19 protein-coding genes are annotated in these 22344 nt (G+C 67.2%); 5 read left to right on the plus strand and 14 right to left on the minus strand.

The annotated features are described in order from the left end of the window. Positions 1 to 112 precede the first annotated feature (112 nt). A complete protein-coding gene (locus tag GONAM_RS12410; RefSeq protein WP_006867103.1) occupies positions 113 to 793 on the plus strand; it encodes a nitroreductase in 681 nt (226 codons plus the stop codon). Between the two features lie 53 nt (positions 794 to 846). On the opposite strand, the gene GONAM_RS12415 is transcribed toward GONAM_RS12410, so the two are convergent. The 6 genes from GONAM_RS12415 to GONAM_RS12440 form a co-directional block, all read right to left on the minus strand. Beyond that, a complete protein-coding gene (locus GONAM_RS12415; RefSeq protein WP_006867104.1) occupies positions 847 to 1614 on the minus strand; it encodes an MBL fold metallo-hydrolase in 768 nt (255 codons plus the stop codon). 3 nt (positions 1615 to 1617) lie between these two features. Then, positions 1618 to 3621: a galactan 5-O-arabinofuranosyltransferase gene (locus GONAM_RS12420; protein WP_040536283.1), complete on the minus strand. Its 2004-nt coding sequence runs from the start codon at positions 3619 to 3621 to the stop codon at positions 1618 to 1620. Positions 3622 to 3652: 31 nt separating this feature from the next. Then, a complete protein-coding gene (gene dprE2 / locus GONAM_RS12425) occupies positions 3653 to 4414 on the minus strand; it encodes a decaprenylphospho-beta-D-erythro-pentofuranosid-2-ulose 2-reductase (RefSeq protein WP_005199206.1) in 762 nt (253 codons plus the stop codon). A gap of 76 nt (positions 4415 to 4490) precedes the next feature. Next, positions 4491 to 5915, minus strand: coding sequence for a decaprenylphosphoryl-beta-D-ribose oxidase (dprE1, locus tag GONAM_RS12430; protein WP_040536286.1), 1425 nt, complete (start codon positions 5913 to 5915; stop codon positions 4491 to 4493). Positions 5916 to 6003: 88 nt separating this feature from the next. After that, positions 6004 to 7623, minus strand: coding sequence for a phytoene desaturase family protein (locus GONAM_RS12435; RefSeq protein ID WP_006867107.1), 1620 nt, complete (start codon positions 7621 to 7623; stop codon positions 6004 to 6006). A gap of 70 nt (positions 7624 to 7693) precedes the next feature. Next, the gene (locus GONAM_RS12440) at positions 7694 to 8932 is read right to left on the minus strand and encodes an alpha/beta hydrolase family protein (protein ID WP_245548613.1); all 1239 of its coding nucleotides are present in this window, start codon (positions 8930 to 8932) and stop codon (positions 7694 to 7696) included. A 148-nt stretch (positions 8933 to 9080) separates the two neighbouring features. Between GONAM_RS12440 and GONAM_RS12445 the strand changes: the two genes are divergently transcribed. After that, the gene (locus GONAM_RS12445) at positions 9081 to 9911 is read left to right on the plus strand and encodes an aldo/keto reductase (protein ID WP_006867109.1); all 831 of its coding nucleotides are present in this window, start codon (positions 9081 to 9083) and stop codon (positions 9909 to 9911) included. A gap of 110 nt (positions 9912 to 10021) precedes the next feature. Beyond that, entirely contained in the window at positions 10022 to 10540 is a 519-nt protein-coding gene (locus GONAM_RS12450; RefSeq protein WP_006867110.1) for a GtrA family protein, read from the plus strand. A 66-nt stretch (positions 10541 to 10606) separates the two neighbouring features. Here GONAM_RS12450 and GONAM_RS12455 read toward each other — a convergent pair whose 3' ends face one another. The 5 genes from GONAM_RS12455 to GONAM_RS12475 form a co-directional block, all read right to left on the minus strand. Next, the gene (locus GONAM_RS12455; RefSeq protein WP_006867111.1) at positions 10607 to 13189 is read right to left on the minus strand and encodes an ABC transporter ATP-binding protein/permease; all 2583 of its coding nucleotides are present in this window, start codon (positions 13187 to 13189) and stop codon (positions 10607 to 10609) included. Continuing rightward, positions 13186 to 14151, minus strand: coding sequence for an ABC transporter permease (locus GONAM_RS12460; protein WP_006867112.1), 966 nt, complete (start codon positions 14149 to 14151; stop codon positions 13186 to 13188). Before GONAM_RS12460 ends, GONAM_RS12455 begins: the two co-directional genes overlap by 4 nt. A gap of 1 nt (position 14152) precedes the next feature. Next, the gene (locus GONAM_RS12465) at positions 14153 to 15706 is read right to left on the minus strand and encodes an ABC transporter substrate-binding protein (protein WP_040536341.1); all 1554 of its coding nucleotides are present in this window, start codon (positions 15704 to 15706) and stop codon (positions 14153 to 14155) included. Positions 15707 to 15909: 203 nt separating this feature from the next. After that, positions 15910 to 16788, minus strand: coding sequence for a TIGR03619 family F420-dependent LLM class oxidoreductase (locus GONAM_RS12470; protein WP_006867114.1), 879 nt, complete (start codon positions 16786 to 16788; stop codon positions 15910 to 15912). A gap of 93 nt (positions 16789 to 16881) precedes the next feature. Continuing rightward, positions 16882 to 17358: a winged helix-turn-helix transcriptional regulator gene (locus GONAM_RS12475; RefSeq protein WP_006867115.1), complete on the minus strand. Its 477-nt coding sequence runs from the start codon at positions 17356 to 17358 to the stop codon at positions 16882 to 16884. Positions 17359 to 17411: 53 nt separating this feature from the next. Here GONAM_RS12475 and GONAM_RS12480 point away from each other — a divergent pair, with 53 nt between their 5' ends. Together GONAM_RS12480 and GONAM_RS12485 are read left to right on the plus strand one after the other, a co-directional pair. Continuing rightward, positions 17412 to 18239: an acyl-CoA thioesterase gene (locus GONAM_RS12480; RefSeq protein WP_006867116.1), complete on the plus strand. Its 828-nt coding sequence runs from the start codon at positions 17412 to 17414 to the stop codon at positions 18237 to 18239. Further along, the gene (locus tag GONAM_RS12485; RefSeq protein ID WP_006867117.1) at positions 18236 to 19645 is read left to right on the plus strand and encodes a DHA2 family efflux MFS transporter permease subunit; all 1410 of its coding nucleotides are present in this window, start codon (positions 18236 to 18238) and stop codon (positions 19643 to 19645) included. The genes GONAM_RS12480 and GONAM_RS12485 overlap by 4 nt, the downstream gene beginning before the upstream one ends. Before the next feature lie 63 nt (positions 19646 to 19708). On the opposite strand, the gene glfT1 is transcribed toward GONAM_RS12485, so the two are convergent. From glfT1 to wzm, 3 genes are read right to left on the minus strand one after another with little or no spacing between them, the layout of a single operon-like run. Beyond that, entirely contained in the window at positions 19709 to 20626 is a 918-nt protein-coding gene (gene glfT1 / locus GONAM_RS12490) for a galactofuranosyltransferase GlfT1 (protein WP_006867118.1), read from the minus strand. Further along, the gene (wzt, locus tag GONAM_RS12495; protein ID WP_006867119.1) at positions 20626 to 21459 is read right to left on the minus strand and encodes a galactan export ABC transporter ATP-binding subunit Wzt/RfbE; all 834 of its coding nucleotides are present in this window, start codon (positions 21457 to 21459) and stop codon (positions 20626 to 20628) included. Before wzt ends, glfT1 begins: the two co-directional genes overlap by 1 nt. Before the next feature lie 11 nt (positions 21460 to 21470). After that, the gene (wzm, locus tag GONAM_RS12500) at positions 21471 to 22334 is read right to left on the minus strand and encodes a galactan export ABC transporter permease subunit Wzm/RfbD (protein WP_006867120.1); all 864 of its coding nucleotides are present in this window, start codon (positions 22332 to 22334) and stop codon (positions 21471 to 21473) included. Between the last annotated feature and the right edge of the window lie 10 nt (positions 22335 to 22344).

Below are 22344 nucleotides of genomic sequence, written 5' to 3' on the forward strand. Positions count from 1 at the left end.
TAAAGCTACCCTTTGTTCGATGCGGCGGCACCGTCGGATGGCGAGAACGTGGCGGGGGTAACAGTAGGGTGAGGACGAATCGGTAGGCCGGATCGCCCGACGAGAGGGAGCGATGCAGTTCGACGACGTGATCCTGGGGCGGCGCAGCATCCGCGGCTTCACACCGGAGCCCGTGCCCCGGGAACTCATCGAGGAGATCCTCGCGCTCGCCATGCGGGCGCCGTCCTCCATGAACACCCAGCCCTGGAACTTCTTCGTGATCACCGGTGAACCACTCGATCGTATCCGCGCGGGCAACACCGAACGCAACCTTGCGGGGGTGCCGCACTCCCGCGAGTTCCGGACCGGGGCGGAGAAGTTCACCGGCGTCCATCGTGATCGCCAGGTGGGCGTCGCGAAGCAGCTGTTCACCGCCATGGGCATCGCTCGCGAGGACATGGAGATGCGACAGGACTGGGTCCTACGGGGATTCCGCCAGTTCGATGCCCCGGTCTGTGTCATCGTGACCTACGACCGCATCCTGGACGGCAGCGACGACACCCCCTTCGACTGCGGAGCGGTCTCCACCGCGCTGGTGAACGCCGCCTGGTCCCGCGGTCTCGGTGCGGTGATCAACAGCCAGGGCATCATGCAGTCGCCCGTGGTCCGGGAACATGCCGGGATACCGGATGACCAGGTCATCATGAAGAGCATCGCGCTGGGCTGGCCGGATGAGACGTTCCCGGCCAATTCGGTGGTCTCCGAACGCAAGACGGTCGAGGAAGCCGCCACGTTCGTGGGGTTCGGCGACTAGTTCAGAGCGCCAGCGCTCGGCGACAGTTCAGAGCGCCAGCGCTCGGCGACAGTTCAGAGCGCCAGCGCTCGGCGAGCCGCGTCGGCGACGCTGCCTCGATACAGCGGCCCGTGTCCGGCAAGCAGCAGCTCGGCGTCGAGTTCGGTGAACCGTTCGACGCTCCGACGCGCGGTGGCCTCATCGTGCTGGAACGGCGACGGAATGCATTGTGGCCCGGCGATCGCCGACACCTCGTGACCGCTGACCAGCGCATCACCGGAGACTAGGGCACGCCCGTCGCCGACCAGGTATGAGCTGTGGCCGTCGGTGTGACCGTGGCTGGCCACGGCCATCGGTGACCCCGGCAGGTCCAGTTTCTCCGGGAAGGACTCTGCCGCAGACAGTCCGGCCCGACTCAACACCCCGAGAGGTGTGGTCTTCGCGAGCCAGGACCACAGGCGTCGGGTGCCGGCGAGTGGCGCGAGGTCGAGCGCGTTGGCCTGCTGAAGATGGTGCCGCCGGGCGTGGTCGACCTCGACGGGATCCATGTAGACCGGGAATCCGTACCGCGCCTGCAGTTTCGCGAGTCCGCCGAGGTGGTCGACGTGCGCATGGGTCAGCAGCGCACCGCGGATGTCCTCCGGACGACGGCCGATCCGGTTGATCGATTCGACGACCTGCCCGGCCTGTCCGGGGTAGCCGCCGTCGATGAGAGTGAGCTCGCCGCCCTGTTCCAGCAGCACCCAGTTCACGACGTCGGTGTGGACGAAATACGTTGTCGACGAGTCACCGTCGAGGCGCGTGATCTCCAGCGGCCGGGCGGTGCTGATCGGGAGACGCATCGATCACTTCCGGACGACGAGGACGAACGGGCCCACCTCGGTGACCTCGAACCGGGGGTCGTCGAAGACCGAGGGATCGAAGGTGACGGTGTAGCGCTTGACGTTCGGGTCGTTCGGGTAGACGTCCTCGGCGAGGCGGAGGGAGTACCCGTCGGAGCTGTACCGGAACAGGAAGACATCGGGTGCCTTCCACGGTGACTCGTCGAGGTGCCGGACCAACTGGTCGGCGTCCTCCGCCTTCGCCCAGCGTGCGATGGCCGCGGCGCGCTTGTCGAACTCGGCCAGCGGGTTGGCGTAGTGGGAGGTCAGTCCCTGGAAGCCCCAGTACGGGTAGATCGACAGGAATCCGAAATCGGCGGTGAGGACGACGTTCTCGGTTGCCGGCCGGCCGGTCTGCTCGCCGATGAGCTTGTCGATCTCGGCGAAATACGACTCGGCGCCGGCCGGGCGTTCGTCTGCGCGTTTTCCGTAACCGTCGGTGTCGGTGTACGCCGTGGTGATCTCCGTGCCGAGATGACCGGGGATGCTCTGTGCCGCTGCGATCGCGGCGAGCACGGCCACCGCGCCCACGACGACGCGTACGTCGCCGAACCTGCCCACAGCCCAATGGCCGATGTCGACGACGCCGAAGACGCCGGCCGCGGCGAGCGCGGCCACCAGGATCGGCTCGAGCCGGAAGGACAGCAGGGTGGTGCCCAAAGCGGTCATGAGCATCGACAGCAGGCAGAAGAGGTACACCGTGATCACGGTGGCGCCCATGGCCACTGCGACGGTGCGGGTGCGGAAACGCAGGAGAATCCACAGCAGACCGATCATCGTGATCGCGCCGACCAGGTTGACCCCGAACATGGGCAGCGGGAACGTCGCCCCGCGCTCCGGAAGGTAGTGTTCGGCGGTTCCGCCGCTGGCCGGGGCGCTGGACAGACGCTTCAGCAGATACGGCGCCCAGACCAGCAGCGCGATGAGCCCGGCGATGACGCCCACCGAGAGGAGTCGGCCCATGACGGCGACCACGATCTCGCGGCGGTGCGCCTTGACGGTCCGGGTCGGTGTCGCCTTGTTGGACGCGGCGAGCCAGCCCTGGACGAGGAAGTAGCAGGCCAAGAGGATCGCGGTCAGCGCGAACAGGCCGGTGTAGAGCGTGTAGGTCGCGGCCGAGATGCCCAGGAAGACACCGGCACCGATCACCGCGGGCCAACTGGTCGAACCCCGGAGCGGTCCGGCCGGCCCCTCGGCGGCGCGTGTGCGTCCCCGCAGTGCGTAGGTGAGGACGATCATCATCGGCACACCGATGATCACGAGGATCGCGGCGTATGGCTCGGGCGAGGCGTACAACAGCGCCAGCGTGGTCACCGCGAGGCCCAGTGCCACCCCGCGATCCGCACCGAACATCCGATTGAACAGGAGGACGGCGACCGCCGCGGCCACCGCCATCGACACGATGGCCCACGGCTTGTAGGCCTCCCACCCGGGCTGGCCGAGCAGATTCGCGAACCGGCCGCCCCACCAGAACCAACCGGCCGGGTAGTACGGCGGCAGATCCGGGTAGGTCATGTCCGCCAGGCGCGGACTCGACGTCATCCGCGTCAGGTACTCGGTGCGGAACTCCTGGTCGACGGACAGGCCGAAGAGGTAGAGACGCGTTGCGCCCAAGGGCATCCCGATGGTGACCGTCACGAACGCCGACATCGCCGCCGCCGACAGGAACGGGACGAGTACCCGCCCTTTCCCGTAGCGGTACAGCAGTGCGACGACGACGAGCACCGCGATCGCGAGGACCTGACCGGCGGTCGTCAGCGACCGGGTCACGTTCGACGAGTTGAAGGCCGGCCAGTTGACGGTCTCGATCGCCTTGAGACCGATGATCGACACCACCGCACCGACCACCACCGCCATCAGCAGGAGCAGTGCTGTCCGGCCCAGGCGTGCGGCCGTGGTCGGACCGGAGTCTGCTTCCTGAGGCGCGGTCGTGGGGTCCTGGCGGTCAGCGCTTACGGAAGTCGTCATCGCTCGCAATCGCAGTCGGCGTCGAGGGCTGCTAGACGGGCAGCTTGCGGAAGATCGGGCGCGGGATGTGGCGCAGGACCATCATGATGTAGCGGAAAGGCCCGGGGACCCAGACGATCTCCTTGCCCTTGGTGGCCGCGGCGACCGCCAGGCGCCCCACGTCTTCCTTCTCGACGGTCAGCGGCGCTTCCTTGACGTGCGCCGACAGTCGCGTGCGGACCTGACCCGGACGGATCACGAGGACGCGAGGACCGAAGGGGCGCAACGCCTCGCCGAGTCCGAGGTAGAAACCGTCGAGTCCGGCCTTGGTGGAGCCGTAGACGAAATTGCTGCGACGGACGCGCTCACCGGCGACCGAGCTCATCGCGATGATCTGGCCGTGGCCCTGGGCGCGCATCTTCTCACCGAGGAGCACGCCGACGGAAACCGCTGCGGTGTAGTTGATCTGGGCTTCGGCGACCGCGAGACCGTGGTCCTGCCAGGCCTGCTCGTCGTCGCCCTGGATGCCGAAGGCGACGATGGCCACGTCGACGTCGCCGTCGGCGAAGGCCTTCTCGATCACGTCGCGGTGGGTGTCGGTGGCGCGGGCGTCGAAGTCGATGACGCTGACCTCGGTGGCGCCGGCCTTCTTGGCCTTCTCGACCGCGGCCTCGACGGACGGGTCACCCGGCAGGGCGGCGAGGATGACCCGGGCCGGCCCCTTGCTCAGGTACTCGGCGGTGATGGCGAGCCCGATCTCCGAGCTCCCGCCCAGGACCAGGATGGACTGTGGGACGCCGACGGCGTTCATCATCGTGGGTCTTCTCGCTTTCGGTGGTCTGCGGCCGGTGGGCCGCAAAGGTGGTATGAGGGTCGGAACCGGTTGTGGGTCAGGCGAGTTCGAGTCGACGGCCCATGTCGGACATGAACACCCGGTTGGGGTCGATCCGACGCCGCGTGGCGATCCACTCGTCGATGCGCGGGTACATCGAGCGGAAGTTCGCCGCCGATGTCCGCGAGTCCTTCGCGGTGTAGAGGCGTCCGCCCATGGCCATCACCCGACGGTCGAGATCGTTGAGGAACTCGGCGAGCCCGGCCTTGACCGGGAAGTCGAGGCAGACGTTCCAGCCCTTGAACGGGAAGCTGAGCGGCGCCTTGTTGCCGTCGCCGAACAGCTTGATCACGTTGAGGAAGCTGACGTGCCCCGACGCCTGGATGTGCTCGATGAGGTTGGTGAACTCGGCCTCGTTACCGGTGGGCACGATGAACTGGTACTGGCAGAATCCGCCGCCGCGACCGTAGGCGTTGTTCCAGTCACCGAACACGTCGAGCATGTGGTAGAACTGCGCCAGATTCTTGACCTTGCCCTCGCTGGGCGGGCCGATCCGGTAGTACGCCTCGCCGACAGCGGAGAAGCTGAGCTTGTTGGCCAGCCCGCGCGGAAAGACGTCCGGGAACCGCACGAGCGGTTTGTTGTTGAACGACAGCGGGTTGTCGCGGTACTTCTCCGGCAGCTCGTCGACGCGCGCCAGATTGCCGCGCGAGAAGGTGCCGCGACCGAGCTTCGGCGGTGCGCTGATGGTGTCGAACCAGCCCGACGCGTACTCGTAGCCGTCCTCGAAACCGTCCTGCAGGTGCAGGTCGAGCGTTTCCTGCAGGGACCCGGTGCGTGCGGTGTCGGCGATGAAGTAGGCACTCTCGGTGCGCTTCATCTGGATCTTCGCGCGCAGCACGATGCCGGTGAGGCCGATGCCGCCGACCGTCGCCCAGAACAGTTCGCCGTTCGGGTCGTCGCCGGAGCCGTCCGGGGTGAGCGTCAGGATGCGACCGTCGGCCACGAGGAGCTGCATCTCGACGACGTGGTTGCCGAAGCTGCCCTGGCTGTGGTGGTTCTTGCCGTGGATGTCGTGCGCGATCGCACCACCCACGGTGACCTGACGCGTGCCTGGGAGCACCGGCACCCAGAGGCCGTACGGGAGCGCGGCCTGCATCAGGGTGTCGAGGGAGACGCCGGCGTCGAGGTCGACCGTCGCGGTCTCCTCATCGATGGCGTAGATCCTGGTCAGCGGGGTCATGTCGATCGTGAGACCGCCGCTGTTCTGGCCGGACTCGTTGTACGAACGGCCGAGCCCGCGGGCGATGACACCGCGCTTGAGGTAGTCCGGCTTGTCCGCGTTGTCGTCGGCGACGCGGGCGACCGCCTCGGCGATGACCTCGGGATACGGCGTGGACAGCACGTGCCCCTCGATCGGGGTGGTGCGAGACCAACCCACCAGCTTGCGGGTCGTGATCGGCAACAACTCTTCAGTAGACATCGGTGAAGAGAGTACTCGGCCGCCCTGCGCCGACGATGAGAGACGACCTGCGACAGGCGTCGCACTTTCGCGGCGCTGTGGTGTCGGGCTACCGCAGCACGCCGAGTTCGGCGTGTCCCAGCACCGCCGCCGCCGCGTTACGGCCCGGGATGCCGCTCACGCCCCCGCCGCGTCGTGCGCCGGCGCCGCAGAGCAGCAACCGCGGGTGGCGGGTCTCCACGCCCCAGGTGCCGACCTCCGTCGCGGTCTCGGCCCAGGGCCATCGCAGCGACTGGTGGAAGATGTTGCCGCCGGGCAGCCCGAGTACCTCTTCGAGGTCCTGCGGCGTCTTCGTCTCGATACACGGGCGGCCGTCGAGATCGCGGGCGATGACATTCTGGATCGGTTCGGCCAGGAGCATGTTGAGCGAGGCGAAGGTCGCGCCCACCGCGTGCTCGACGGCGCCCGGCTCGTCGAAGACGTCGGGCGGCATGTGCAGCCCGAACAGCGTGAGGGTGTGTTTGCCGTCGAGCTCGGGTCCGAGGATGGACCGGTCGGAGAGGGTGTGGCAGTAGATCTCGCACGGCGGTAGTTCCGGGACCTCGCCGCGTGAGGCCTGCCGCCAGGCCTCGTGGAGCTGGCTCGCGGACTCGTTGATGTGGAAGGTGCCCGCGAACGCCGCCTCCGGTGACACCGACTCGTCGCGGAGTCGGGGGAGACGGTCGAGCAGGAGGTTGATCTTCAACTGCGAGCCGCGCGGTTGCGCCTCGCAGGCGATCGGGTCGTCGAGCAGCGTGTTGAGGACCTGCGGTGCGCAGGCGGCGTAGAGCATCGAACCGCGGACCGTGCGTGTGCCGTGGATGCGGTCGGAGTACTCGGCGGTTCCGTCGGCGGGGTCGACGCCGGTCACGGTGACGCCGGTGCAGATCTCGGCGCCCGCCGACGTCGCGGCCTGGTACAGCGCGCCCGAGACCGCTCCCATGCCCCCGACCGGGACGTCCCAGTCGCCGGACCCGCCGCCGATCACGTGGTAGAGGAAGCAGATGTTCTGCCGCAGCGACGGGTCGTCGAGGTCGGCGAATGTGCCGATCAGGCCGTCGGTGGCGGCGATACCGCGCAGCAGGTCGTGGTCGAAGTACTGGCCGAGCAGCGTGCCGAGGGGGAGCGTCGTGAGCGCCTCCCACAGCTCGGCGTCGGAGGTGTCGGTGCCGACCGCGAGTTCGTGCATGTCGGCGGCGGTCCGCAGAGGCTCGGTGAGGGTCGGGAAGACGCGCTGGGCGATGGTGCCGACGCGGCGGTAGAAGGACTGCCACGCCATGAAAGCGGCGTTGGAATAGCCCACGGCGTCGGCCCCGACGCGATCGGCACGGATCACCCGGCGGAAGGATTCCGCGGTCGCGTCGTCGTCCTGGGTGTCGATGAGGATGCCGCGCGTCGGGTCCGACGGCAGCGGTGTGTACGACGAGTAGCGGCGTCGGATCAGCGAGATGTCGAGGTCGAGGTCGGTGATGATCTCGCGGGGCATCAGCGAGACCAGATACGAGAACCGCGACAGCTGGGCAGCGAGACCGGGGAAGGGCATCGCCGAGACGGTCGCCCCGCCGACGTGGTCTGCCTTCTCCAGGACGAGGACCCGTCGACCGGCGCGCGCGAGATAGGCGGCGGCGGTCAGGCCGTTGTGTCCCGCGCCGATGATGACGTCGTCATAAGAAGCAACTGCGGTGCCCATCGATCCTGTGCCCATCGCTTAAAGGGTCTCAGATCGACGGACACCGCAGAGGCGTCCTGTGATTCTCGGGTCAGCGCAGGATGCGGGCCACGAACGGGGTGGAGTCCTTCATCGAGGCGAGAACCGCGCTGGAGTGGTCGTCCTCGGGGTAGACGAACAGCTCGACGGGCTGGTTGTTGGCCTTCATCTGTGCGTAGAGCGACAGCGCCGACGGTGCCGGCACATCGACGTCACGCAGGCCCTGGCCCAGGAAGATCGGACGGTCGTAACCCTTGTACGGCGTCGCCATGTACTTGTGCAGCGCGGGGCTCAGCCCCGGGATCGACATCAGCGGTGCGCGGAACCAGGTCCGCACGTCGTCACCGGCGAGGGACTTCTTGAGGATCGGGTAGCAGGTGGTGCGACCCTCGGCCAGGCGTGCGATGCCCTTCGGCGTCATGACCTTGGTGATGTTCATGTCCGGGCGGGTGTCGTTGAACCCGGCCAGGATGTAGGCGGTGTAGGCGTTCAGTCCGCCGGGCAGGTTCACCGGCGGGACGACCGGTCCCAGGTTCTGGTACAGGTACTCGAGGTTGGCCGGGATGCCGGTGGCGACGACGCCGCGGTAGTCCAGACCCGATCCACGGCTGAACTCGGTGGCGTAACGAGCGCCGTTCAGCGCGGCTGCTGCGCCCTGCGACTGACCGATGATCGCCCAGCGCTTGGCGAAGGGCAGATCCATCTGATGCGAGGCGACGACGATGTCGACGATCGCGTGCGCCGCGGTGACGCCGTTCAGGTAGGCCATCAGGCCCGGGGTGCCCAGACCGACGTAATCGGCGGCCACGACGGCGTAACCCTGCTCGAGCCAGTGGCCCAGGTACTTCTGGTCGCGCTCGCTGCGCGGGAAGGCCGACGGCGTGCAGTCGTCGTTCATGCCGACGGTGCCGTGTGCCCAGGAGATGATCGGCCAGCCGCCGGCCGGGGCCTTGCCCTTGGGCAGGAACACCGCACCGGTGCCCGTCGCCATCTTGCCGTGCTGGTTCAGCGACGAGTACTGGATGCGGTAGGCGTCACCGGCCGCGGGGAGGTTGAGCTCGTCGGCGAGCGGAACCTTGGCGATGAGCGTGCCTGCCTTGGCCGGGATGGGGCCGGAGTACTCGGTGACATCGAGACCGGACCAGTTCGGGATGCCGACGGAGACCGCGTCATCCGCGTGTGCCGGCGCGGTCGATCCGAGTGCGAGCAGGACCATGCCGAGGCCGGTGACGACGGAGACGAGTGTTCGCGTGGTGCGCGACACCGGTGATCTGGACGTGAGGGCAGACATGTTCAGAACAGTAAAGGCACTCATGCGCCCCGTACACCTCGGGACGGCGACTATTCGTGCCGTACCCGAGCAGTTTCCGTGCCGCTGCCGGTTTCCAGTTTGGTCTCGGCGAAGCGACCGGGGGTCGCTGCCGACCTATCCTTGTCTGGTGGACATCCCCTCGGTCGAGCTCAGCAACGGTCAGTCGATTCCTCTCGTGGGACTCGGGACCTACAACATGCTCGGCCGGCCGTGCATCGGCGCGGTCAGCGCCGCACTCAAGGCGGGATACCGGCTCCTCGACACCGCCCCGCGCTACAGCAACGAGCTCAGTGTCGGCATGGGTGTGCACGGTTCAGGCGTCGCTCGAGACGAGGTCATCATCCAGACCAAGCTCAGCGGCGGTGACCAGGGGTTCGACGAGGCGATCAACGCCGCCAAGGAAAGTGCCCGCCGACTCGGCGTCGGCTACATCGACGTCTACCTGATCCATTGGCCCTGTCCGAGTCTCGGGCGCACGGTCGACTCGTGGAAGGCGTTGCTCACCCTGGCCGACGAGGGCTACGTGCGTACGCCCGGTGTGTCGAATTTCAAACAGCACCAGCTGCAGACGCTTTTCGACGAGACCGGGTGCTGGCCGGTGCTCAACCAGATCCAGTGCTCACCGGCGTTGCCGCGCACCGAGCTTCGCGAATTCATGGCGGAGAAGGGGATTCATGCGCAGGCGTGGCATCCGACCGGCCGCAAGGAAGGTGTCCTGGGAGACCCGGAAATCCTGCGGATCGCCCGTAAGTATGGCAAGTCGCCGACCCAGATCGCGTTGCGGTGGGCGGTGCAGCACGGCATCAGCGTCGTGCCGAAGTCCTCGCACGCAGGCCGCCAGGTCGAGAACGCCGACCTCTTCGACTTCGTCCTCGACGACGCGGACCTCGCCGATCTCGCCTCGCTCGACCGCGGCGAACGAGCCGCCCGCGACTCGGACGTCGACGAGGAGTTCTAGGTCCCGCTCGTTGAGTAGGCGAGGAGCTTGCGACGAGCCGTATCTCCTGTTCGTTGAGTAGACCCCGGAGCTTGCGGAGGGGTCGTATCGAAACGAGCTAGGGTGTCAGCGTGTCTCGACCCGACTCCGGCAACCACGATCCCGCAGGTGAAGTGCCTCCGCATCATCACGAGGACTTCAAGACGCGGCATGCGCCCATGCCGATCGAGTTGCCCTTCGACGACGAAGAGGCGTCGACCGATGTCGACCTGAAGACCCAGCTGATCCGCTTCATCGTCACCGGTGCCGGGTCGGCGGTCCTCGACTTCGGGCTGACGCTGTTCATGCAGTACATCGTCGGTACCCCGGACTGGGTAGCCAAGGCACTCGGCTTCATCCTCGGCACCACCGTCGCGTACCTGATCAACCGTCGCTGGACCTTCCGCGCGGAGCCGAGCGCTGCCCGCTTCATCGCGGTCGTGCTGCTCTACCTGGTCACGTTCGTGGTCAACGTGGGTCTGTACAGCTGGTTGTCGTCGTTGTGGGAGAAGACCGCCCTCTACTCGGCGATCGCCTTCGTCATCGCGCAGGGCACCGCGACCGTCATCAACTTCGTGGTCCAGCGGGCGGTCATCTTCCGCATCCGCTGACCGCTTTGCCGCCCGTTCGGGGAGGATTCCGCGCCGCGGAGGCCGCGTTTCGCAGGTAGCTCGAGCTCAAGCCCGCTGCGGCACCTCCGGCGGAATCGCGGCGAGAAGGCTGCGGGTGTATTCGGTTCCGGGATCGTGCAGGATCTGCGAGGCCGGTCCCGCCTCGACGACCCTGCCGTTCTGCATCACCGCGACGGTGTCGCTGATCTGCTCGACGACGGCGAGGTCGTGCGCGATGAACAGGAAGGTCAGCCCCTTGTCGCGCTGGAGGCCGCGCAGCAGGTCGAGGACGCCTGCCTGCACCGACACGTCGAGAGACGCCGTCGACTCGTCGAGGATGAGGATCTCCGGTTCGGAGGCCAACGCACGCGCGATGCAGACGCGCTGCCGCTGTCCGCCGGACAGCTCGTGCGGATAGCGGCCGAGGAAGGACGCGTCGAGGCTGACGTCGTCGAGCAATTGCTGCGCACGACTCCGCATCTCGTCGCGTCCGGACGTCAGTCCGTGTGCGCGGAGCGGCTCGGCGATCGACGCGGCGACCGTCATCCGCGGATCCAGTGACGCAGTCGGATCCTGGAACACCATCGCGACCCGGCGTCGGAGCAGCGCCTCGTCGGCACCGCGGACGCCCACCGCCTCGACCTCGCGCCCGTCGACGGCGACCGTGACGCTGCCCGTCACCGTCGTTCCCTGGCCGGAGGTGATCAACCCGGTGACAACGCCTGCGACCGTGGACTTCCCCGACCCCGACTCGCCGACGATGCCGAGGGTCCGGCCGCGTGCCACCTCGAGATCCACCCCGTCGATCGCATGCACCACGTGCCGACCCGTCGGTCCGCGCACCACGTACTCGACGCCGAGCCCGCGTACCTGCAGCACCGGCTTCTCGGCGACGTCCTTCGCCGGTCCCACACCGGCGTCCCGGTCCTCGACCTTGCTCAACAGCGGCCGCGAGTCGAGGAGCTTCTGGCTGTACTCGTCCTGCGGGTCGTCGAAGAGTGCTGCCACCTCTCGGCTTTCGACGATGCGACCCGAACGCATGACCATCACGCGGTCCGCGATTCGGCCGATCACCCCGAGATCGTGGCTGATCCAGATCACCGCCATCCCGCGTTTGCGCTGTAGGTCGGCGACGAGGTCGATGATCTGTGCCTGTGTGGTCACGTCGAGGGCGGTGGTCGCCTCGTCGGCGATGAGCAGCTCGGGGTCGCAGGCGAGGGCGATGGCGATCATCACGCGTTGGCGCTGGCCGCCCGACAGCTGGTGCGGGTATGCGCGCAAACGGCTTTCGGGATCGGGCAGGTTCACGTCGCGCAGCAGCTGGAGCGCGCGGTCGTGCGTCTGGGCGCGGTTGAGGCCGAGGTGTCGGCGGGGTCCCTCGGTGAGTTGCTGTTCGATGGTGAGCAACGGATTGAGGCTCGACGACGGGTCCTGGAAGACGAACCCGACCTTCGTCCCGTGGAGGGCACGCAGCGTCGACGGGGTGGCACCGACGATCTCGGTCTTGCCGAGTCGGGCAGATCCGCGGACGTAGGCGCTCGGGGCGTCGAACAGGCCGGTCGCCGACAGCACGCTCAGCGATTTCCCCGATCCGCTCTCGCCGACGATGCCGAGGGTCTCGCCGCGTGCGACCGTGAAACTGATGCCGTGCACGATCTCTCGCGGCCCCACCCCGACGATGAGGTCCTCCACGTCGAGCACCGTGTCCTCGGCGACGGCGCGTGCCGGCTTCGGCTTCGCCGTCGCAACGGTCGCGGACCCGCGGTCGTGTCCGCGGTTGCGCAGCAGTGTGCGCTGTCGCGGATCGAGCACGTCGCGCACCCCGTCGCCGATCAGGTTGAACGCGAACACGGTGAACAGGATCGCGAGGCCCGGGAAGACGCCCATCCACCAGGCGGTGGTGATGAAGCCCTGGGCGTCGAAGAGCATCCGGCCCCACGACGGGTCGGGCGGCTGCACACCTAGTCCCAGGAAGGACAGTGCCGCCTCCGACAGGATGGCGAACGCGAGAGAGATCGAGGTCTGCACGATGACCGGTCCCGAGATGTTCGGCAGCACATGGCTGAACAGGATGCGGGAGGTGCGCACGCCCATCGTGCGGGCCGACTGCACGTACTGGGTCTGGCGCACCCGCAAGGTGTCCGCGCGGGCGACGCGGGCGAAGATCGGGATGTAGACGACGCCGATGGCGATCATCGCCGACGTGACACCGGGTCCCAGGACCGCGACGATCGCGAGTGCCAGGAGGAGCACAGGGAACGAGAACACCACGTCGACGATGCGCATGAGGGCGGTGTCGAGTACCCCACCGGCGAATCCCGCGACCATGCCCAGGATCACGCCGACGGTCAGCGAGATCGCCACGGCGATCACCGCGACCCGCAGGCTCACCGACGCCGCGAGCACGACCCGGGAGAAGACGTCGCGGCCGAGGTCGTCGGTGCCGAACAGATGCGACCAGCTCGGTGCCTGCAGTGCATTCGGCACGTCGATCGCGTTGGCGCCGTAGGGCGCGATGAACGGTCCGAGGATCGCGGCGAGGACGACCACCGCGATGATGACCAGCCCCGCGACCGACGCCCGGTTGCGGAGCAGCAGTCGCCAGGCCGAGTCCGTGGCCGCGGGGGTTTCGGGTGCGGTGGGGATCATGACAACCGGATCCTCGGGTCGATGACGGCGTAGAGGATGTCCACGACGAGGTTCACGAGCAGGAAGATCACCGCGATCAGCAGGATGGCGCCCTGCAGCACCGGGTAGTCGCGGGCCGCGACCGAGTCGTAGACCAGCAGTCCCAGACCCGGCCAGGCGAACACGACCTCCACGACGATGACGCCACCGAGCAGTCCGGCGAACTGGATGCCGGAGATGGTGAGGACGGGAACCAGTGCGTTGCGGCCCACGTGGTCGAGCATGATCTTCTTCTTGCTCAGGCCCTTTGACTCGGCGGTCGTGACGAACGGCGTGTTCGCCACTTCGAGCACGGACGACCGCACGTACCGCGTCATGATCGCGCCGGTCACGACCCCGACCGTGACCGCGGGCAGGACGAGATGCTCGAACCAACCGAGCGGACCGTCGGCGAACGGTTGATACCCCGCCGACGGAAGCCAACCGAGCGCGGTCGAGAAGAGACCGATCAGCAGGATGCCCATCCAGAAGTCCGGAACCGAGATGCCGAACTGGCTGATGACGCGAATGACGTTGTCGGCCATGCGACCTTCGCGGAGAGCCGCCCACGACCCCAGCGGGATCGCGATGAGCAGTGCCACCACGATGGCGGCGAGGGCGAGCGTGATGGTGGCGGGCAGGCGGTCGAACAGCATGGTCGTGACGGGTTCGCCGTTGCGGAAGCTCACCCCGAGATCGCCGGTGAAAGCGTTGCCGACATAGGCGAACAACTGGTTCGCCAGTGGCTGGTCCAGGCCGGAAGCACTGCGCAGCGCCTCATACGATTCCGGCGTGTACCGCGTGCCGAGCGCGATGCGGACCGGGTCGCCGGGCACGATCTGGATGAGGAAGAAGACCGCGACGATCACGCCGAGCAGCACGGCGACGGTGTAGGCGAGCCGGATGAGGATGAAGCGCAGCAGCGGGGAACGGAGCGCGGTCACGTCAGCTCCTCTCCAGCCGGGCGGACCGGAACCGGACGGCTTTGTCGGACCGGACCGTGTACCCGTGGAGTTCCTTCGAAAACGCCTGCGTGGCAGACGGGTTGTAGAGGTACAGGTAACTGACGTCGTCGGCTATCCGACCGGCGGCGTCGGCATAGATGCCCTTGCGGATTTCGACGTCGAGTTCGGTGCGTCCCCGGTCGAGCAATGCATCGACCTGCGGGTTGGAGTACTTCTGCGAGTTCGATGTCCCCTTCGAATGATGCTGGGCGTAGTAGAAGTCGTCGGGATCGATGTTGCCGAGCCAACCGAGTAGGAGGGCGTCGAAGTCGCCGGCGGCCTGGCGGTCGAGCCAGGCACCGAAATCGAGTTGTTCGATCTTGACGTCGATCCCGACGTCGGCGAGATTCGACGCGATGACCTGTGCCGCGGTCACGGTCTCGGGATACTCGGTGGTGACCATGAGCCGCATGTCCATCGACGTGATACCGGCTTCGCGCAGCAGGCTTTTCGCTTTGTCGACGGCCTGGGCGCGGTCGAGGCCCGCGGTGTAACGGTCGTAGGGAGCGAACCACGGACTGGTCGAGGGGATGGCGAGCTCGTTGGGTGTGGCGGTGCCGTATCCGACGACCTGCGCGATCGACGGGCGATCGATGGCGTAGGCGACGGCCTGACGTACCCGGGTGTCCTCGAACGGTTTGGCGTCGAAGTTCATCGTGACGTACCAGTAGTCGTTCGCCGTGACGGTGCCGACCTCGAGCGTGTCGTCCCGGGACAGGATGCTCAGCTGCTGTGCGGGAATCGCGTCCGTCCAATCGATCTCACCAGAGCGCAGCGCCGACACCGCGGTCGTGCCCTGCGAGATGAAGCTGTAGTTCACGCCGTCGATGGCCGGCGGGCCGCCCCAGTAGTCGGGGTTGGACTCGAGCACGATCGAGGCGCCGGGGGAGCGGGAGACGAACGAGAACGGGCCGGTCCCCACGGGTTTCGTGGCGATCTCGCCGGATTCGACGTTGCGCCGGTTGACGATCGCCAACCCCTTGAAGCCGCCGATGTTGGTGAGCAGGTTCGGGGTGGGCTCGCGGACGGTGAACTGTACGCGCCGGTCGTCGAGCGCGGTGATCGATTCGACGGCCTCGAGTTTCCAGGCGTTGGACAGTTCCTCGTCGAGGATGCGTCGGAACGAGAACTCCACGTCGGCGGCGGTGAGGGGGTCGCCGTTGTGGAAGGTGACGTCGGGCCGCAGCAGGAACGTCCACTGCCGGGCGTCGGGGCTGACCTCCCAGCTCTCGGCGAGAGCCGGCTGCATCTGCAGGTTCTCGTCGGGTTCGACGAGGGTGTCGAAGACGTTCTCGAGGACCTCGAACGTGAAGTACGAACTGGATTTCTGGGGATCGAGCTGGTCGGGTTCGCCGGCGATGGCCACGCGCAACGTGTTCGGCGACGCCGACGACCCGCCGCATGCGGCAAGTGCCGAGGCACCGAGAAGCGCCGTACCGGTGACCCCCGCGGCCTTGAAGAAGGTACGCCTGCTCAGGCGAGATCGACCCCTCACCCGACCGGCCCCTGCCCCGACCACGAGGCCGACCCACCGGGTGAATCGGTCATCGCTGTCCTCCCACCCGGTGATCGCTCACACCTGGGGTCTGCATCGTCCGTGTTCTGCAGTCTGCCCCAGGTGTGGGACCCGTGCAACCGTGCCGGTTCACCGGTGGCGCGATCAGAGATCGGGGCGAATCCTGCTGGCAGGCAACCGGATCAGCCGTTGACCTTCGCGATCACGTTGTCCGCGTACCAGTTCAGATGATCGATCTTCGTCTGGAGTGGCTCGGTGTCGTCGCCCTTCACATAGGGCAGCCGGAAGCCGACGATCACGTCGGTGATCCCCTTGTCCTCGAGTCGCTTACATCCGTCGACGGTGTAGGCGTCCGTCGAGATCACATGGATCTCGAAGGGGTCGTTCGTCTTGCCCTCGGCCTTGCGGATCTCGTTGATCCGATCGAGGAGGGTGTCGAGCTCTTCGTGCGGGCCGCCGCCGTGCATCCAGCCGTCGCCACGGATCACCGCCCGTTTCAGCGCGGCGTCGGCGTGACCGCCGACGAGCAGCGGGATCGGCTCGGTGGGAGCGGGTGTCATCTTGATCTTCGGGATGTCGTAGAACTCGCCGTGGAACTCGAAGTATTCGCCTGTGGTGAGGCCACGGATGATGTCCATGCACTCGTCCATCCGCTTGCCGCGTCGGCGGAAGTCCACACCCATGAAGTCGTAGTCCTCCGGCCACGGGCTCGTGCCGACGCCGAGTGCGAGGCGGTTGCCGGTGAGGTACGCGACCGAGCTGGCCTGCTTGGCGACCAGGGCCGGCGGGCGAACGGGGAGTTTGAGCACGAACGGGGTGAAGCGGATCGTCGAGGTGACCGCACCCAGTGCCGCGGCCTGGATGAAGGTCTCGATGAACGCCTTGCCGTCGAGGAACTCGCGGTTGCCGTCGGGGGTGTACGGGTACTTGGCGTCCGATTCCTCGGGGTAGGCGAGCGAGTCGGGGATGGTGAAGCCGGCGTAACCCGCTTTCTCCGCGGCCTGCGCGAGCGGCGCGTAGTACGACGGGTCGGTCATGGCCTCGGCGAAAGTGAACCGCATCTTGCTCCTCAAGGACGTCCAGACGGAACTCTCCCCACAGTAGAACACGTTCTAGTTTGCGCGGGAAGGGTCCGACATCGACGCAGGTGGAAGCTAACGCGTCAATCCGGAAAGAGGGTTGTTCTCCCGTGCGCCCGGCCCCGGGCGCACGCGGAGGTCGGCCAGTTCGACGTGCTCGCCGCAGGCCGAGCAGTGAGGTTCGACGGTCATCGTGTTGCCGCAAGAGTGCGTCGACTCCACTGGGACGCCGTCGTCGGTGGTCCACTTGTCGCCCCACTGGCGTAGTGCGGTGACGACCGTCCACAGATCGCGACCCTTGTCGGTGAGGCGGTAGTCGTAGCGGACCGGGTTGTCCTGGTAGGGCTCCTTGGTCATCACTCCGTGCTCTACGAGGGTGTCCAGGCGCTGGGTCAGGACGTTGCGGGCGATGCCGAGTCGTGTCGAGAACTCGTCGAACCGCGTCACGCCGAACAGGGCGTCGCGGACGATGAGCAGGGTCCACCACTCGCCGACGATCTCCAGGCTCTGGGCGACGGAGCAGTTCATGTCGGTGAAGGAAGCGCGGCGCATGCCTCGACGATAGTGGGTTGCATGAAGCAACTCAACCTGCTTGCATGAGTTTCATGAAACAACTCAGCAGGCAGCGGGATGCTGCCAACGGTCTGGCGGAAGAATTCGGGGCATTGCCGGTCGGTTCGGGGCGATGGGCGGCCACCATCGACCAGAGCTGGTGGGGCTGGTCGGGTCCTTTCGGTGGGGCGATCGTCGCGCTCGCCGTGCACGTCGCGGCCGATGCCGTCCCAGGGGCGTCAGTCCGTGCGGTGGACCTGCGGTTCGTCGGCAAACCGGCCGGCGGCGAACTCATCCTGACGCCATCGGTCCGGAAGGTCGGCCGGCACACGCGGATCATCGACGTGGCCGTCACGCAGGGAACCGGGGAGATCGCGATCGCCTCGGTGACGGCAGGACGGGGCGGCGACGCAGCTCACGATGACATCGTCGACATCGCGGCGGCCGTGCCGGGTCCGGAGGGGCTCGCACAGTTCAACATCCCGCCGGAGATCGTCCCCATGGGCGGTCACCTCGACCTCCGCCCGGTCGACGGCCCGCTGCCGCTGACCGGTGCCGACGACCCGTGGATGCGTGCGTGGATCGCCACGCGCATCCCCATGTCGCTCGACGCGGCATACCTCGGCCTGCTGGCCGACTGTCTACCGCCCGCCGTCTTCCCCACTCTGACCGCACCCCTGGCCATCCCCACCGTCGCCTTCTCGATGCACATCACCGCACCGCTCGACGATCCCGAACCCGCGCCGATCCTCGTGCACACCCGCAACATCTCCACGTCGGGCGGTTGGTCCGTCGACGACACCACTCTGCGTGACCGCAACGGTCGGCTCCTCGCCTCCGCTCGGCAGAGCCGCCGCGTCGTGGGGTGGTCGGCCCGATGACCTCCACACGCACCGAAACCGATTCGCCCGCAGCGTCGTCGGCACTCACCCGCCCTGGACTCACGCTGCTCATCTTGTCTGGCGCCGCGTTCATGGCGAGCCTGGACGTGTTCATCGTCAATGTGGCCTTCGACGACATCAGCGCCGATTTCGGCGGCGCAAGCCTGTCCGCGATGTCGTGGATTCTCAACGCGTACGCGATTCTCTATGCGGCATTGCTCGTTCCGGCAGGTCGGATCGTCGACCGCTACGGGCGCAAGGGTGGATTCCTGCTCGGCCTCGCACTCTTCACCGTCGCCAGTGCCGCCTGTGCTGCGGCACAGGGAGTCTGGTGGCTGGTCGCGTTCCGCGGGCTGCAGGCTGTGGGTGCAGCGATCCTGACGCCGGCAAGCCTCGGGCTCGTGGTGTCGACGCTGCCGCCGGAGCGTCGTGCGCGCGGGGTGAAGATCTGGGCTGCCACGGGTGCGCTCGCCGCCGCTTTCGGTCCCGCCGTGGGAGGCCTGTTGGTCGAGGCGTCGTGGCGGTGGGTGTTCCTGGTGAACATCCCGGTGGGCATCGCCGCTCTCATCGCGGGTGCGCTCGTTCTCGTCCGCTCTCGAAACGACACCGTGACCGCATTTCCCGACGCTCTCGGCGCCGGCCTGCTCGTGGTCTCGGTGGGCGCGTTGACCCTGGGGCTGGTCCAGGGCAGTGAGTGGGGATGGGCGGACCCCCGCATCGTCGGCGCGTGGATTGTGGCGCTGGTGGCGTTCGCGGGATTCGTCGTCAGTTCCCGACGCCATGCCGAACCCGTCATCGACCCGGCGCTGCTGCGGGTCCGGACCTTCTCCTACGCCAATGTGGCGATGTTGCTCTTCTCGATCCCGTTCGCCGGTGCCCTACTAGCCAATGTTCTCTGGTTGCAACAGGTCTGGGGATTCTCGGCGATCACCACCGGGCTGGCCGTGTCCACCGGTCCTCTCATGGTCCCGATCTTCGCCGCGGTTGCCGACCGCCTGAGTACGCGGGTTCCGGTCGGAGTGCTGGTGGCGGTGGGGTGCGTCCTCTTCGCCGTCGGCATCGCGATGGTCGCGCTGTCGGTCGACGCCAGCCCGGACTTCGCGACCGAGATGCTGCCCGGCTGGCTCATCGGCGGCATCGGTGTCGGCTTCGCGATGCCGTCCATCCTGTCCTCGGCGACGGCAGACCTAACCGCCCATCAGGCGGCGACCGGCAGTGCGGTGGTCAGCATGAGCCGACAGATCGGAATGTCATTGGGAGTCAGCCTGTTCGTCGCCATCGTCGGGACCGCGGTGCTCTACGACGACGTCCACGACGCCTTCGTGTCGGCGTGGTGGGTGCTCGCCGCCATCGGGGTGGTCGGCGGCGTCGCCGCGCTCGGAATGACCCCGCGCGTCGGGCGCTGAAAAAGTTGCGGCAGTTGGTCCCGGTATTCGGAACCAACTGCCGCAGCAAATTCGCGTACCAGTTCAGGGCCGCGTGAAGCGCTCCCGACGACCCAGCCCGCGCAGCCGCACCCACTCGGCGAACGCCTTCGGATCTCGTTGCTGCACAAGGAAGAACCAGCCGAAGCGGGCGTACTCCTGGGGGAGCAGCTTGCGCATCCCGGGTTGGCTCATGAGGTAGCCGCGGTTGCGGTAGGTGAAGTAGCGCTTTGTGTCGTTGTCCGGGTACTGGGTGTGCATGCGGCCGCCCAGGATCGGGCGGAACTCCGCGGAACCGTCCGGATGCAGGTACCCGGCACGCAGGCAGGTCCCGAACTTCACGCCGGAGCGCACCAGGCGCCGGTGCACCTCGACCTCGTCGCCGCGGAAGAACAGCCGCAGGTCGGGGACGCCGACCTGCTCGAGGCACTCGGCAGAGAACAGCGCGCCGTTGAACAGCGACGCGATGCCGGGCAGCAAGTCATCAGACTGCGCTTCACCGTCGGCAAACAGCTCAGAACGCTTTCGGCGCCACACGAGTCCCCGCCGCAGTGGGAACGCAAGGGTGTCCGGGTCGTCGAGGTTGGCGACCACCGGCGACACCTCGTCGAGATCGTGACGCTTCGCGCAGTCGAGCAGCGTCGACAGCACCGACGATCCGTCGGGCCGGCCGTCGTCGTCGGCGCACCAGACCCAATCGGCACCGAGAGCGAGCGCATGCAGCATGCCCAGCGCGAAACCGCCTGCGCCGCCGAGGTTGCGCTGCGACCCCAGGTACGTGGTGGGAACAGGCTGGGCGGCAACGAGTTCGGCGACCTCGGGTTCGTCGGCGTTGTCGACGACGATGAGGTGGTCGACGGGCCGGTCCTGACCGGACACCACCTTCAACGACTCGGCAAGCAGTTCGACGCGACGGTGGGTCACCACCACCGCGATCACCTTCTCGGGCCGGGCCTGTACCACTAGGCCGTACCCTCCGAGTCGGCCTTGACCTGGGCGATCACCTTGCGGACGTGGGCTGCGGCGCCCGGGCCCTCGTAGGCCTCGACGACCTCTTCGATGCCACCGTCCATGCGGATCTGGCCGTGGTCGATCCACAGCGCGCGATCGCATAGCTGGGCGAGGAACTCGTTGGAGTGGCTGGCGAAGACCAGGATTCCGGAGCGTTCGACGAGCGCCTGCAGACGGCCGCGGGCCTTCTTCATGAAGTCGGCGTCGACGGCGCCGATGCCCTCGTCGAGGATCAGGACCTCCGGATCGATCGACGTCACCACGCCGAGTGCGATGCGCACGCGCATACCGGTGGAGTAAGTCCGCAGCGGCATCTGCAGGTAGTCGCCGAGCTCGGTGAACTCCGCGATGTCGTCGATCTTCTTCAGCATCTCCTTGCGGGTCATGCCCAGGAACATGCCGCGGATGATGATGTTCTCGTAGCCCGAGATCTCGGGGTCCATGCCGACACCGAGGTCGAAGACCGGGGCCACGCGTCCCTGCACCCGGCACGCACCACGGGTGGGCTCGTAGATACCCGACAGCAGACGCAGCAGCGTCGACTTGCCGGCGCCGTTGTGGCCGACGAGACCGATGCGGTCGCCGTGCTTGAGGTGCAGGTTGATGTCCTTGAGCGCCTCGACGACCACGACATTCGACGCGTTGGAGCCGATGACACCGCCGGCGGCGCCGAGGACGGACTTCTTCAGCGAACGCGTCTTGGCGTCGAAGATCGGGAAGTCGACGCAGGCATCCCACGTATCGACGCGGACCCGGTTGTCCCCGAGGTTGTTGTTCTTGGCCATCAGTCTCGTCCCTACACCCAGTACGCCACGCGGGCGCGGTAGTTGCGCATCACCAGCATGCCCAGAACCCAGCCGACGGCGGTGCATCCGAGGACGACGGCCCAGTGGTAGAACTCCACCGGCTCGCCGAGCAGCGGTCCGCGCGCGATCTCGAGGTAGTGGAACATCGGGTTCAGCTCGACCAGCTTCAGCCGCGACGAGGTCTCGCCGGTCGCGCTGCTCAGGCTCGACGTCGTCCAGATGATCGGCGTCATGAAGAACACCAGCTGTACCGCGGTGGTCAGGAGCTGACCGATGTCGCGGAAGCGGGTCGACAGGATGCCGAAGACGATCGTCACCCACACCGCGTTCAGCACGTACAGGCCGATCGCGGGTACGACGAGGAACACCGTCCAGTTCAGTGGCGGGGTGAAGATCGCGAAGATGATCACGATGATCACCACGTTGTGGGCGAAGATGATCAGCGACCGCCACACGACCCGGTAGACGTGCACGCTGACCGGGGCCGGGAGCTGTTTGATCAGCCCCTCGTTCTTCGCGAACACCTCCGCGCCGTCGAGGATCGAGGTCTGGATGAAGTTCCAGAAGATGAAGCCCAGCGCGACGTACGGCAGGAACACCTTGATGTCCATGCCGAACAGCTCGCCGTACAGCAGGCCCATCGCGGTGGCGGTGACGCCGGTGGCGATGGTGATCCACAGCGGACCCAGCACGGACCGGCGATACCGCTGCCTGATGTCCTGCCAACCCAGGTGGAACCACAGCTCGCGGCTGGCGAGACCGTCGCGGAGGTCCTTGATTGCACGCGCGAAGGTGCGTGACTCAGAACTCTCGGGACGCGCGGGTATCGCGTCGTCGTCTACTACCGCTGACACGAGGAGTCAG

Origin of the sequence: Gordonia namibiensis NBRC 108229 (assembly GCF_000298235.1) — a bacterium.
GTDB classification, from domain to species: Bacteria; Actinomycetota; Actinomycetes; order Mycobacteriales; family Mycobacteriaceae; genus Gordonia; species Gordonia namibiensis.

Coding starts and splice junctions, on each gene's coding strand:
- GONAM_RS12440 (WP_245548613.1), bottom strand. CDS start 8,932: ATGTCTGCCCTCACGTCCAGATCACCGGTGTCGCGCACCACGCGAACA.
- GONAM_RS12435 (WP_006867107.1), bottom strand. CDS start 7,623: ATGGGCACCGCAGTTGCTTCTTATGACGACGTCATCATCGGCGCGGGA.
- dprE2 (WP_005199206.1), bottom strand. CDS start 4,414: ATGATGAACGCCGTCGGCGTCCCACAGTCCATCCTGGTCCTGGGCGGG.
- GONAM_RS12455 (WP_006867111.1), bottom strand. CDS start 13,189: ATGATCCCCACCGCACCCGAAACCCCCGCGGCCACGGACTCGGCCTGG.
- GONAM_RS12415 (WP_006867104.1), bottom strand. CDS start 1,614: ATGCGTCTCCCGATCAGCACCGCCCGGCCGCTGGAGATCACGCGCCTC.
- GONAM_RS12420 (WP_040536283.1), bottom strand. CDS start 3,621: ATGACGACTTCCGTAAGCGCTGACCGCCAGGACCCCACGACCGCGCCT.
- GONAM_RS12475 (WP_006867115.1), bottom strand. CDS start 17,358: ATGCGCCGCGCTTCCTTCACCGACATGAACTGCTCCGTCGCCCAGAGC.
- GONAM_RS12470 (WP_006867114.1), bottom strand. CDS start 16,788: ATGCGGTTCACTTTCGCCGAGGCCATGACCGACCCGTCGTACTACGCG.
- GONAM_RS12485 (WP_006867117.1), top strand. CDS start 18,236: ATGACCTCCACACGCACCGAAACCGATTCGCCCGCAGCGTCGTCGGCA.
- wzt (WP_006867119.1), bottom strand. CDS start 21,459: ATGGCCAAGAACAACAACCTCGGGGACAACCGGGTCCGCGTCGATACG.
- GONAM_RS12480 (WP_006867116.1), top strand. CDS start 17,412: ATGAAACAACTCAGCAGGCAGCGGGATGCTGCCAACGGTCTGGCGGAA.
- dprE1 (WP_040536286.1), bottom strand. CDS start 5,915: ATGTCTACTGAAGAGTTGTTGCCGATCACGACCCGCAAGCTGGTGGGT.
- GONAM_RS12410 (WP_006867103.1), top strand. CDS start 113: ATGCAGTTCGACGACGTGATCCTGGGGCGGCGCAGCATCCGCGGCTTC.